Here is a 12,538-nt window from a genome sequence, read left to right on the forward strand (position 1 = left end):
CCCCATGACCACCAGCGATGAGCTGCACAAGCGCCGGGTCGAGGCGGTGGCGCGGGGCGTGGGCAGCACGATCCCCGCGTACGTGGACCGGGCGGGCGGCGGCACGATCACCGACGTGGACGGCCGGGAGTGGATCGACTTCGCGGCCGGCATCGCGGTCACCAACGTGGGCAACTCCGCGCCGCGCGTGGTCGAGGCGGTACGCGCGCAGGTCGAACGGTTCACCCACACCTGCTTCATGGTCGCGCCGTACGAGTCGTACGTGGCGGTCTGCGAGCAGCTCAACGCGCTCACCCCGGGTGGCTTCGAGAAGCGCTCGGCGCTGTTCAACTCCGGCGCCGAGGCGGTGGAGAACGCGGTGAAGATCGCCCGCCACGCGACCGGGCGGCCCGCGGTGGTGGTGTTCGACCACGCGTACCACGGCCGGACCAACCTGACCATGGCGCTGACCGCGAAGAACATGCCGTACAAGCACCGGTTCGGGCCGTTCGCCGGTGAGGTCTACCGGGTGCCGATGTCGTACCCGCTGCGCGACGGCGGGCTCGACGGCGCCACCGCGGCGGCCCGGTCGATCGAGATGATCGAGAAGCAGGTGGGCGCGGAGAACGTGGCCGCGCTGCTGATCGAGCCGATCCAGGGCGAGGGTGGTTTCGTCGTACCCGCTGAGGGTTTCCTGCCGGCGCTGCGCGAGTGGGCGACGGCGGCCGGGGTGGTGTTCGTCGCCGACGAGATCCAGACCGGTTTCTGCCGCACCGGCGACTGGTTCGCCTGCGAGCACGAGGGCGTCGAGCCGGACCTGGTCACGCTGGCCAAGGGCATCGCGGGCGGCCTGCCGCTGGCGGCGGTGACCGGCCGGGCGGAGCTGATGGACGCGGTGCACGTCGGTGGTCTCGGCGGCACGTACGGCGGCAACCCGATCGCCTGCGCCGCCGCGCTCGCGTCGATCGAGACGATGCGGGAGCTGGATCTGGCCGCCGCCGCGCGCCGGATCGGCGCGGTGATGGGTGAGCGGCTGCGCGCGATCGCCGCCGGTGACCCGCGCGTGGCGGAGGTACGCGGCCGGGGCGCGATGCTCGCCGTGGAGATCGTGCAGCCGGGCACGCTGACCCCGGACCCGGCCGCCACGGCGGCGATCTCGGCGGCCTGCCACGCGGCCGGGCTACTCACGCTGACCTGCGGCACCTACGGCAACGTGCTGCGGTTCCTGCCTCCGCTCGTCATCTCCGACGACGAGCTGGGCCGGGGACTGGACATCCTGGCGGCCGCCTTCGCCTGAACCCGGACGCGGAACACCATGGGCCCGATCTCCCCCAGGACCGGCCCATGGTGTTCCGCCCGGAGGATCAGCGGAGCAGTTCCACGGTGTTGCGCCGGACCAGGTTCTTGCCGGGTTCCCGGATCGCGTCCATGGCCGCCGTGTTCAGCAGCACGCAACTACCGGACGGCCCGGTCACCGTCACGGTCACCACCTTGTCGTTGTCCAGGTTCGTCACCCGCAGCCGGGTGCCGAGCGGGAACTGACCGCTGGTGGCGGCCGGCGCCCCGCCCTCGGCGAAGAACGTGAGCGCGCCGGAGCAGACGCTGCCGCCGATCGGCTGCGCCGCGCCCGGCCGGGTCTCACCCGGCTGCACGCCGGGCGCCGGGGCGCCGCCGCCGTCGAGGCGTTCCACCACGTTGCGGCGGATGACGTTCTTGCCCGGCTCGCGTACCAGGTCCATGGCGGCGGCGTTCAGCAGCACGCAGCTCCCGGACGGCCCGGTCACCGTCACCGTGGCCACCTTGCGGTTGTCCAGGTTCGTCACCCGCAGCCGGGTGCCCACCGGGAACCTGTCGCTCGTCGCGGCCGGCGGTCCGCCCTCGGCCGAGAAGGTCACCGACCCGGCGCAGACCGATCGCGCGGCCGGCGCGGTGTCCGCGAAACCGAGTCCGGTGCCCACCGAGACCGCCACCGTGGCGGTCACCGCCACAGTCGCCGCCAGCACGTGCTTGCGCTGCACCCTCACGTTCTCTCCCGTCGTCGCTGTCGTTCGACGCGTGGTACGGACGGGAGGGCCGGAACGTTCACCTGGACTGATGAACTACAACGGACCGTAACGGGTGTGCGGCGCTCCGGTCATCAGCGCCCAGTACCTGTCGCCGTAGGACCAGTGCCACCACTCCGTCGGGTAGTTCACCAGCCCCGCACCGCTCAGCGCCGCCACCAGTACGTTCCGGTTGCGCCACGCGCTGACCGGGATGTGCCGGGCCGCGGTGAAGCAGGCGTCGGCGCTCTCCTCCGGGGTGGCGTCGAGCGCGGTGCCCATGTCCAACTCCGCCCCGTCGGCGTCACACAGGGTGAGGTCGACTGCTCCGCCGGTGCTGTGCGGGGCCACAGCGACCGGCGAGACGAACTTGGTGGTCTCCCGGTGCAGCCGGTCCGCCGGCCAGTCCGGGTGGCGCCGCCGCAGTTCGTCCCGGTAGCCGGTGAAGATGTCGAGCTGCGCCCGGTACGGCCGGTATCCCTCGACCACGAGCAGGCGCAGCCCGGCCGGCAGCGCACGCTGCGCGGCCAGCAACCGGTCCGCGACACCGCGCCGCACCCGGGCGTACGCCCCGGCGGGGTCGGCGGCCCGCCCGTCCACCCGCAGCCCGGGCACGTCGCGCAGGTCCACCAGGGGTTCGCCGTCGTCGCGGCTGGACACCGCGGCGACCCGGGGGTCGGAGAGCAGGATCACGGCGTACCCCCGGGGTGTTCGCGCGACGGCCGGGCCGCGTGCCTGGTGAAGGCGAGCGCGACGAGCCGGTCCACCACCTCGGGGTACGCGACGCCCGATTCGGCCCACACCTTCGGGTACATCGAGTGCGCGGTGAAGCCGGGCAGCGTGTTCAGCTCGTTGACGAACAGGTCACCGGTGGCCTCGTCGTAGAGGAAGTCGACACGGGCCAGGCCCCAGCCGCCGATCGCGGTGAACGCCCGCACCGACAGCTCGCGGATCCGCTCGGTGACCTCGTCCGGCAGCGGCGCCGGGACGATCATCGGGTCGGCGTCGCCGAAGTACTTCTGCCGGTAGTCGAACCAGCCGCCTGCGACCCGGACCTCGCCGACCGCCGACGCCTCCGGCTGCCAGCCGCCGAGCACGCCGCACTCCAGCTCCCGGCCGGTCACGCCCTGCTCGACGAGCACCACGTGGTCGTGCCGGAACGCCTCCTCCACGGCGGCCACCAGGTCGTCGCCGTCTGCGACCCGGGAGATCCCGATCGAGGAGCCCATCCGGGCCGGCTTGACGAACAGCGGCCCGCGCAGCCCGACCACCAGCTTCTCCGGGTCGGACGCGGCCCGCCAGGTCGGCTCGTCGAACCAGACGTACGGCGTGGTCGGCACGTCCTCGGCCCGCAGCGCCCGCTTCATCGCCACCTTGTCCATGCCGACTGCGGAGGCGAGGATGCCGCACCCGACGTACGGCACGCCCAGCGATTCCAGCAGCCCCTGCACCACGCCGTCCTCGCCGTACGGGCCGTGCAGCACCGGGAACACCACGTCCAGCTCGGCGTGCACAGTCGCGGGGGCGTCGGCCGCGCCGACCGCGACGGTGCCGGCTGTCGTTCCGCGTCGCAGCTCGACCGCCGGGCCGGTGACCGGCAGTCGGTCGTCGATCGCCCGCCCGGCGGCCACGGTGCCGAGGTGCTGCGCCAGCACCGGTTCGGGCAGCAGCCGGATCCCGCCGGTACGGGTGATTCCGAGCGCCACCACCCGGTGCCCCTGCTCGGCCAGGGCCCGGGCCACGCCGAGCGCCGAGGCGCAGGAGACCTCGTGTTCCGCCGACGGGCCTCCGAACAGGACACCGATCCGCACTGTCGCCCTCATGCCGCCACTCCCACAGTCATCCGGTCGCCCGCCAGCCGGGCCACCAGGTCCGCTTCCACGTTTCCGCCGGTCAGCACCACGCCGACAGTCATCCGCCGCCTGCCCTCGGGCGGCCACGGCGCCCCGTCCCCGGGACGGACGACGCCGCCCGCGCCGGCCACCTCGCCCAGCCGCAGCGCGCCGGCCAGCGCGGCCGCGCCGGACGGCTCGACGAGCACCTTCAGGTCCAGCAGGAGCAGCCGGAACGCCTCGGCGATCGCGTCGTCGTCGACCCGGACCACCCCGCGTACGTGGTTGCGGGCCACCGCGAACGGCAGGTCACCGACGCAGCCGGGACGGAGTCCGTCGGCCAGGCTCGGCGCCGGGGCGACGGGTGTGGGCCGTCCGGCGGCCAGGCTGCGCGCGAGCGAGTCGCACCCGACCGGCTCCACGCCGTACACCTCGATCGGCGTTCCGGCCGCTGCCAGGCAGGCACCGGCGATGCCGCCGCCCCCGCCCACCGGCACCACGAGCGCGTCCAGCGGTGTGCCGCGCCGCGCCGCCTCCTCGATCAGTTCCAGGCTCGCGCTGCCCTGCCCGGCCACCACGTCCGGGTGGTCGTACGCGTCGACGAGCGGGTGGCCCTCCACCTCGGCGATCCGCCGGGCGACTGCGAGGCGCTCCTCGACTGTGGTGCCGGCCCGGACCACCCGGGCGCCCGCCGCCCGCGCCCGGTCCACCTTGACCGGCGCGGCGTCCTCCGGCAGCACGACGGTCGCGGCCAGCCCGTGCCGGCGCGCGGCGAGCGCCACCGCGACGGCGTGGTTGCCGGTGCTCTGCGCGACCACGCCGGTGTGCCCGGCGGCGGCGAGCCGGCCCACCGCCAGCATCGCGCCGCGCATCTTGTACGAGCCGCCGTCCTGCAGGTTCTCCGCCTTGAGCAGGATGCGGGCGCCGGCCAGGCGGTCGATCGCCGGGCTGTGCAGCACCGGGGTACGCACCACCCGGCCGGACAGCACGCGGGCGGCCTCCTCGACATGTGTTCGGTCCGGCAGTACCGGCGCGTCGATTCGGGGCATGGTCTCTCCTTCGGGATTCGAGTGGGCGCGGCGGCGCGGCAGGTCGAACAGCCAGTGCGCGCCGAGCGCGGTGAGGCCGCGGTGCGCGGCGAGGCTCAGTGCCAGTACGAGTGCGGTGAGCAGGACCGGGTAGACGGTCACCAGCAGCGCCCGGGCCGGCCCGGGCAGGCCGGCCACCGGTGCGGCGAGGAGCCGGTCCAGCAGCGCAAGCACCGGCATGTGGATCACGTAGACGGGGAGGGTGCGGCGGCCGAGCCGGGCCAGTGCCGGACCGGCCAGGCGGTGCCGGGCCAGCCGGGCGGCGGCGGTCAGCCCGAACGCCACAGCGATCACGGAGACGAGCAGGTACACGCCGGGCCACCTCTGCGCGCCGGCGAGCGCCATGGCGGCCAGCCCGATCGCGTACGCGAGGCCGGTGCCGGCGAGCCGGCGGGTGCTGGTGCCGTCCGCCCACCGCGTCAGGTACGGCTTCAGGTGCACCCCGGCCAGGAAGAACACCAGATTCTGGTAGACCTGCCCCCGGTTGCCGGGGCTGTCCAGCAGCCCGGTGGCGGCGACCGCGGACAGCGCGCCCGCAGCGGCCAGCAGCACCGCCGGATGGACCCGGCGCAGCGCCTTCGCGATCGCGAAGTAGAGCGCCAGCGCGTACAGGTACCACAGGTTCGACGGCGTCACGGTGAGCTGGGCCAGCAGCTCACCGCTGTCGGTGGCCCGGTCGGTCGGGAATCCGGGCGCCGGCGCCAGCAGCGCGGTGTGGATGAGCAGCCAGATGGCATAGAGGTAGAGGTTCCGTGCGATCCGGGGCCGCCCGGCCACCCGCCACGAGCGGGCCACCGCGTTCGCTGCGAACACGCCGGAGATGGCGAAGAACAACGGCATCCGCAGCGGCAGCAACTGCTCGCCGAGCAGCCCCCACGCGCCCGGCACCGGCAGGCCGACCCGCCAGTCGACACGCAGGTAGTCCTTGACGACGACGTGCCAGAGCACCACGAGCACGATGCAGGCGCCCTTCGCCACGTCGGCCCAGACCACCCGGCCGTCGGACGGCGCGTTCCCCTCGATACGGGTCGGCACTGCGGTCTCCTCTCCGGCCGTCTGCGGGTGGGAGGCGGCGGCGCCGGTCCCGTCCTCGGGCAGGTGTCATCGCGGGACGCCGCGACGGCGGCTCCCGGAGTCGTGTGTGGGGTGGTCAGCCCACGGGGGGCAGGTGGACGTCGACCCGCAGGCCGCCGTCCGCACCTGGACGGGCGGCGATGATGCCGCCGTGCGCCTGGGTGATGGAGCGGGCGATGGCCAGGCCGAGCCCGGCGCCGCCGCCCTGGTTGGTCCGGTCCCGGGCGAGGCGCCGGAACGGTTCGAACAGCCCGTCGACCGCCTCGGCGGGGACGGCCTGCCCGCTGTTGGTGACGGTCAGCGCGGGGTCACCGCCGACCGTGACGACGAGCCGTCCGCCCTCGCGGTTGTACTTGACGCCGTTCTCCACCAGGTTCGTGACAAGGCGTTCCAGCAGCACCCGCTCACCGGTCACGATCCGGGGCGACAGCCGGGACTCGACCGTCACGCCGGCTTCGGCGGCCCGGTCGGCGTACGCGGCGAGCACGCCGCTGACGATCTGTTCGAGGCGTTGCGGGGTGGAGGACCGCAGGCCCTGGTCGCTCTCGCTGAGCGCGAGCAGCCCTTCGATCAGCCGCTCGTTGCGTTCGTTCGTGGCGAGCAGTTGTGCGGTCAGCAGTTCCAGTTGCTCGCCGGTCAGCGACTGGGCCATGCCGACCTCGATCAGAGTCCGCTGCACCGCGAGCGGCGTGCGCAGTTCGTGCGAGGCGTTCGCGGCGAACCGTCGCTGTCCCTCGTAACCGGCGGTGACCCGGTCCAGCATGTCGTCGATGGCGCGGCCGAGCCCGGCCAGCTCGTCCCGGCCGCCGCGCCGGATCCGGTAGCCGAGGTTCTGCGGCCCCAGGTTCGCGATCGGGGCGGCCAGGTCGTGCACCGGGCGCAGGCACCAGCGGGCAGCGCCCCACACCGCGAACCCGATGGCCGCCAGCACCAGCAGTTCGATCAGCGTGGGCAGCAGCGGGACGAACGGGCGGCCCGGCTCGCACACCGCGCCGATCGTGGCCAGGCCGCAGAACTGCTCGGCCCGCCCCCACACCAGTCCGAGCAGCGACTTGACCAGGTTGGGCAGCATGAACCCGGCCAGCAGGGCGAGCACCCCGACCAGCAGGATGCGGCGACGCGGGCTCACTCCGGCTCGCCGATCCGGTAGCCGGCCTTCGGCACGGTGTGGATGACCGACGGCTGGCCGAGCTTCTTGCGCAGCGTCATCACCGTCACCCGGACCGCGTTGGTGAACGGGTCGGCGAACTCGTCCCACGCCTGTTCCAGCAGCTCCTCGGCGCTGACCACCCGGCCGCCGGCCCGCATCAGCACGTGCAGGACGGCGAACTCCTTCGGGCTCAGCCCGAGCGGGCTGCCGTCCCGGGTAGCGGTGTGCCGGGCCACGTCGAGCACCACGCCGTGCCGTTCCAGCACCGGCGGCAGCGCCGGGGTGGACCGGCGGCCCAGAGCCTGCACCCGCGCCACCAGCTCGGCGAACGCGAACGGCTTGGTCAGGTAGTCGTCGGCGCCCAGCCCGAGGCCGGCGACCCGGTCCCGGATGCCGGCGGCGGCGGTGAGCAGCAGCACGCGGGTGCCGGCGTCGGACCCGGCCAGGCTCCGGCACACCTCGTCGCCGGTGGCGCCGGGCATGTCCCGGTCCAGCACCGCCACGTCGTACCGGTTGACCCCGATCCGTTCCAGCGCGCCGTCCCCGTCGTAGCAGACGTCGACAGCCATGGAGAACCGTCGCAACCCCTCGGCGACCGTGTCCGCCAAGAGCCGCTCGTCGTCCGCCACCAGCACCCGCACCGTTGCGCTCCCCCGTGTCTTCCTCGTCGTCCGGCACACCTTCGCAGGCCGGAGTTAAGGGTTCCGTAAGCGTCCGCAGCAGCCATCCTCCACGCGGGCCACGCTGCGACAACCGGCGTAGGGCCGTCTGGGCCGTTCGTCCGGTCCGCCGGCGGCCCGAGCACCGCTCAAGTGACTCGGATCACGCATTGGCGCTCCGGGGTGAGGTGGGTCACGATGGGTGGAAGGAGGCGCTGGTGGCTGACCCGTGGCTCGCCCTGGAGTTCGGCGCGGATCCGGCGGAGCGGATCGCGCAGATCGGTGCCGCCCACGAGGCGTTCCTCGCCAGGGGCACCACCGGTGGCGTCCGGGAGGTGGTGGCCCGTTCGTGGGAGCGGTCCGCGCTGCTCGACCCGGAGGCCACCGCGCCGGTCGACCTCACCGACGACGCGCTGGAGAGCTACCGCGCCGCGCACCCGCTGGCCCGGGTGATGCCGCTGTTCCGCGACCTGCTCGGCGGCATCGCGCAGGACGGCGCGCACCTGATGGCGGTCTGCGACGCCGCCGGCCGGCTGCTCTGGGTGGAGGGCCACCCGGGGGTGCTGCGGCACGCCGAGCGGATGAACTTCGTGCCGGGCGCCCGCTGGGACGAGGCGCACGCCGGCACGAACGCCCCCGGCACCGCCCTCGCCGTCGACCACGGCGTGCAGATCTTCGCCACCGAGCACTTCGTCCGGCCGGTGCAGCGCTGGACCTGCGCCGCCGCGCCGATCCACGACCCGGCCAGCGGCGCGCTGCTCGGGGCCGTCGACATCACCGGCGGGGACCACCTGGCCAACCCGCAGAGCCTCGCGCTGGTCCGGGCCACCGCCCGCGCCGCCGAGGCGTTCCTGGCCGGCGTCGCGCCCGCCGCGCCGGACGTGGCGTACGTGTCGGCGCTCGGGCGCGACGAGGCGGAGCTGCGCGTCGGCGGCCGGCGCATCCGGCTCGGCCGGCGGCACAGCGAACTGCTGGTGCTGCTCGTCGACCATCCCGAGGGACGAACCGGGGAACAGCTCGGCCTCGAGCTCTACGGCGACGACAGGCGGCACCCGGTCACGCTGCGCGCCGAACTGTCCCGGCTGCGCCGCGTGCTCGGCGAGGAACTGCTCGACTCCCGCCCGTACCGGCTGCGGCCGGCCGTGCGCGCCGACTTCCGTACCGTCACCGAACTGCTGGAACGTGGCGATCCGGCGGCGGCGCTGCGCGCGTACCCCGGGCCCCTGCTGCCCGGGTCGGACGCGCCGGGAGTCGCGCGACTGCGCCGCCTGGTCGACGGCCAGTTGCGCGCCGCCGTGCTGGCCGGCGCCGACCCGGGGCTGCTCGCGGCCTGGACCGCGACGGCGGCCGGGACCGACGACCTGGCCGCCTGGCAGGCCCTGGCCCGGGCCCTGCCGCCGGGCGCGCCCCGCCGGCCACTCGCGCTCGCGCGGGCCCGCCAGCTCGCCGAGGAGTACGCGCTGCCGCGCGCAACGTTCCTGCAACGTCCCGGAAACTAGCCTGCCCGCCATCCACCCCAGACGGACGGCGGAGGTACCCATGACGCGCTACGACGCCCCCACCCACTGGCAGTCCCGTTACGACCACTACATCGGCGGCGAGTACGTGAAGCCGCACGGTGGGAAGTACTTCGAGAACCCGACGCCGGTGACCGGGCAGACCTTCTGCGAGGTGGCCCGGGGCACCGCCGAGGACGTGGAGAAGGCGCTCGACGCGGCGCACGGCGCGGCCGACGCGTGGGGCCGCACGTCGGTCGCCGAACGCTCGCTGATCCTCAACCGAATCGCCGACCGGATGCAGGACAACCTGGAGTCCCTGGCGATCGCCGAGACGTGGGAGAACGGCAAGCCGGTACGCGAGACGCTCGCCGCCGACATCCCGCTCGCGATCGACCACTTCCGCTACTTCGCCGGGGCGATCCGGGCGCAGGAGGGCTCGCTCGGCGAAATCGACGACGACACCGTGGCCTACCACTTCCACGAGCCGCTGGGCGTGGTCGGGCAGATCATCCCGTGGAACTTCCCGATCCTCATGGCGGTGTGGAAGCTCGCCCCGGCACTCGCCGCCGGCAACGCGGTGGTGCTCAAGCCGGCCGAGCAGACGCCCGCCTCGATCCACTACCTGCTCTCGCTGATCGGCGACCTGCTGCCGCCCGGCGTGCTCAACGTGGTCAACGGCTTCGGCGTCGAGGCGGGCAAGCCGCTCGCGTCCTCGCCGCGGGTGGCGAAGGTGGCGTTCACCGGCGAGACCACCACCGGGCGGCTGATCATGCAGTACGCCAGCGAGAACATCAAGCCGGTCACGCTGGAGCTGGGTGGCAAGAGCCCGAACATCTTCTTCGACGACGTCAGCGCCGCGTCCGACGACTTCCGGGACAAGGCCCTGGAAGGCTTCACCATGTTCGCGCTCAACCAGGGCGAGGTGTGCACCTGCCCGTCCCGGGCGCTCATCCAGCAGGGCCACTACTCCGACTTCCTCGCCGCCGCCGTCGAGCGGACGAAGGCGGTCAAGCAGGGGCACCCGCTGGACACCGACACGATGGTCGGCGCGCAGGCGTCGAACGACCAGCTGGAGAAGATCCTGTCCTACCTGGACATCGGGCGGCAGGAGGGCGCTCGCGTCCTCACCGGCGGCGAGCGCGCCGACCTCGGCGGCGAGCTGTCCGGCGGCTACTACGTCCAGCTGACCATCTTCGAGGGCGACAACTCGATGCGGATCTTCCAGGAGGAGATCTTCGGCCCGGTGGTGTCGGTGACCTCCTTCGCCGACCTGGACGACGCCGTGAAGATCGCCAACGACACGCTGTACGGGCTCGGCGCGGGCGTGTGGACCCGGGACCTGAACACCGCGTATCGGGCCGGGCGGGCGATCCAGGCCGGTCGGGTGTGGACGAACTGCTACCACGCCTACCCGGCGCACGCCGCGTTCGGCGGCTACAAGCAGTCCGGCATCGGCCGGGAGAACCACAAGATGATGCTTGAGCACTACCAGCAGACCAAGAACCTGCTGGTCAGCTACTCGCCGAAGAAGCTGGGCTTCTTCTGATGGGCGACACCGTGACAGTGACCCCCGCGGCGGCCGACCTGATCCGGTCGCTGCGGGGGCAGCACGGCCCGCTGATGTTCCACCAGTCCGGCGGCTGCTGCGACGGCAGCGCTCCCATGTGCTACCCGGCCGGTGAGTTCCGCACCGGCGGCTCGGACGTGCTGCTCGCCTCGCTGGCTGTCGACGGCGTGCCCGAGCCGGTGGAGTTCTGGATGTCGAAGGCCCAGTGGGAGCTGTGGCAGCACACCCGGCTCACCGTCGACGTGGTGCCCGGCCGGGGCAGCGGCTTCTCCCTGGAGGCCCCGGAGGGCGTCCGCTTCCTCATCCGGTCCCACCTGAACCGCTGATCTGTCCGAGATCTTGCAGCTCGCGGGCATCGCGGCGGTGGGATGCTGACGCCGTCCACTTCGGAGAACGCGTCCCACCACCGCTCGAGTCGCTACCGGGTCGCGTCCGCCACCGCCCGACAGGAGACCGCCCATGCACCCGGTCCGACAGCCAGTGCTCGCCGCCGGCCTCACCGCCCTGGCCACCGCCGCCACGCTCGGGCTCGCACCCGGCGCCGCCGTCGCCGCCCCGGCGGCCTCCCCCAGCATCTCCGTCAACTGGTTCGGCACGGCCGACGCGCGGGCGCACACCGCCACGGTCGGTGGCCGGTTCGACTGCGGCGCGGAGCGCGGCCTCGCGTACATCGAGGTGCACCTCGACCAGCGGGTACGGCGCGGCTCGGTCACCGGCTTCGGGTTCGGCGTGATCGGCGCGTGCACCGACGAGCGCACCGCCGGCACCTGGACCGCAACCATCCCCGCCGACCAGGGCAGATTCCGTCCCGGCCGGGCAACGACGATCGCCCGCCTGGTGATCGAGCCCAACTCGATCACCGAAACCACCGAGCCCGTACGCCTGCGCCCCCGCTGCGCCCACCCCTGACCGCGTCGGCGGCCTCCGGTCAGGCGATCTGCCGGAGGTCGTCGCCGTAGTCGAAGATGATCCGCAGCCGGGCGCCGAGGGCGTTGGCGTACCGGCTCAGCGTGGCCACCTCGTTGACGTCGAGGTCGCCGTTCTCGATCTGGCTGACCCGGCCCGGCGTGACCCCCATGATCTCGGCTACCTGCCGCTGGGTGAGCCCCAGCCGCTTGCGCTCCTCGGCAAGGTGGAACGCGCTCACCCACGCGTCGGTCCGGGCGCGCTCCGCCTCGTACGCCTCGTCGTCACCGCCGAGTTCGGCGCGGACCTCGTCCCAGTGATAGAACTCCGTCACGACTCCCCCCTTCGCTCGCGCTCGCTGTCGAGCCAAGCCTTGTAGGCAACCTCCGCCGCCGGAATGTGCTGCCGGTACCAGCGGGTCCAGTTGCCCGCCTTGTTGCCGGCGACCAGGAGGACCGCCTGCGACCAGGGATCGAAGACGAACAGCACCCGGATAGCCACGTCCCGACCGGAGCGGGGCCGCAGCTCCTTCAGATTACGGAGACTGCTTCCACGCAGCGTGTCCACGAGCGGGCGACCTAGCCCCGGCCCCACCTCGGCCAGCTTGTCCACCGCCACCCGGACGCTCTCATACGACGCCGGGTCGTGGTCCCGCAGGTCGCGCAGCCAGTGCCGGACCTCTCCGGTGACCCGGACCGACCAGCGCTTCCCGTCCGCACCCATGCTCCAACCATAGCCCGAG

The 12,538-nt window shown here is 73.4% G+C and carries 13 protein-coding genes; 5 read left to right on the forward strand and 8 right to left on the reverse strand.

Going from position 1 to position 12,538, the window contains the following annotated elements:
• The first annotated feature begins 4 nt into the window (after positions 1-4).
• Entirely contained in the window at positions 5-1,276 is a 1,272-nt protein-coding gene (gene gabT / locus SM452_RS20065) for a 4-aminobutyrate--2-oxoglutarate transaminase (protein WP_463840474.1), read from the forward strand.
• Positions 1,277-1,343: 67 nt separating this feature from the next.
• Here gabT and SM452_RS20070 read toward each other — a convergent pair whose 3' ends face one another.
• The 6 genes from SM452_RS20070 to SM452_RS20095 form a co-directional block, all read right to left on the reverse strand.
• Positions 1,344-2,003: a septal ring lytic transglycosylase RlpA family protein gene (locus tag SM452_RS20070; RefSeq protein WP_262012450.1), complete on the reverse strand. Its 660-nt coding sequence runs from the start codon at positions 2,001-2,003 to the stop codon at positions 1,344-1,346.
• 75 nt (positions 2,004-2,078) lie between these two features.
• Positions 2,079-2,714: a M15 family metallopeptidase gene (locus tag SM452_RS20075; RefSeq protein WP_355506519.1), complete on the reverse strand. Its 636-nt coding sequence runs from the start codon at positions 2,712-2,714 to the stop codon at positions 2,079-2,081.
• Entirely contained in the window at positions 2,711-3,844 is a 1,134-nt protein-coding gene (locus SM452_RS20080) for a D-alanine--D-alanine ligase family protein (protein WP_463840475.1), read from the reverse strand. Before SM452_RS20080 ends, SM452_RS20075 begins: the two co-directional genes overlap by 4 nt.
• On the reverse strand, positions 3,841-5,976 hold the full coding sequence (locus SM452_RS20085) for a pyridoxal-phosphate dependent enzyme (protein WP_463840476.1): 2,136 nt from the start codon (positions 5,974-5,976) through the stop codon (positions 3,841-3,843). The genes SM452_RS20080 and SM452_RS20085 overlap by 4 nt, the downstream gene beginning before the upstream one ends.
• A gap of 115 nt (positions 5,977-6,091) precedes the next feature.
• Positions 6,092-7,144, reverse strand: coding sequence for a sensor histidine kinase (locus tag SM452_RS20090; protein WP_355506528.1), 1,053 nt, complete (start codon positions 7,142-7,144; stop codon positions 6,092-6,094).
• Positions 7,141-7,806, reverse strand: coding sequence for a response regulator transcription factor (locus SM452_RS20095; protein WP_091418650.1), 666 nt, complete (start codon positions 7,804-7,806; stop codon positions 7,141-7,143). The genes SM452_RS20090 and SM452_RS20095 overlap by 4 nt, the downstream gene beginning before the upstream one ends.
• 236 nt (positions 7,807-8,042) lie before the next feature.
• Between SM452_RS20095 and SM452_RS20100 the strand changes: the two genes are divergently transcribed.
• The 4 genes from SM452_RS20100 (at position 8,043) to SM452_RS20115 (ending at position 11,799) form a co-directional block, all read left to right on the forward strand.
• Positions 8,043-9,323: a sigma-54-dependent transcriptional regulator family protein gene (locus SM452_RS20100; protein ID WP_355506534.1), complete on the forward strand. Its 1,281-nt coding sequence runs from the start codon at positions 8,043-8,045 to the stop codon at positions 9,321-9,323.
• 40 nt (positions 9,324-9,363) lie between these two features.
• A complete protein-coding gene (gene adh, locus SM452_RS20105; RefSeq protein ID WP_463840477.1) occupies positions 9,364-10,869 on the forward strand; it encodes an aldehyde dehydrogenase in 1,506 nt (501 codons plus the stop codon).
• Positions 10,869-11,216: a DUF779 domain-containing protein gene (locus SM452_RS20110; RefSeq protein WP_262012457.1), complete on the forward strand. Its 348-nt coding sequence runs from the start codon at positions 10,869-10,871 to the stop codon at positions 11,214-11,216. The genes adh and SM452_RS20110 overlap by 1 nt, the downstream gene beginning before the upstream one ends.
• A 133-nt stretch (positions 11,217-11,349) precedes the next feature.
• On the forward strand, positions 11,350-11,799 hold the full coding sequence (locus tag SM452_RS20115) for a hypothetical protein (RefSeq protein ID WP_194798492.1): 450 nt from the start codon (positions 11,350-11,352) through the stop codon (positions 11,797-11,799).
• 19 nt (positions 11,800-11,818) lie between these two features.
• Here the strand turns inward: SM452_RS20115 and SM452_RS20120 are convergent, their stop codons facing one another.
• Positions 11,819-12,130 carry a helix-turn-helix domain-containing protein gene (locus SM452_RS20120; protein WP_013284175.1) on the reverse strand — a complete coding sequence of 104 codons (312 nt, stop codon included), beginning with the start codon at positions 12,128-12,130 and terminating at the stop codon, positions 11,819-11,821.
• Complete coding sequence (locus SM452_RS20125) at positions 12,127-12,519, reverse strand: type II toxin-antitoxin system RelE/ParE family toxin (protein ID WP_186461666.1); 393 nt, start codon at positions 12,517-12,519, stop codon at positions 12,127-12,129. Before SM452_RS20125 ends, SM452_RS20120 begins: the two co-directional genes overlap by 4 nt.
• Positions 12,520-12,538: the final 19 nt, after the last annotated feature.

Source organism: Micromonospora sp. SYSU B005, assembly GCF_055362685.1.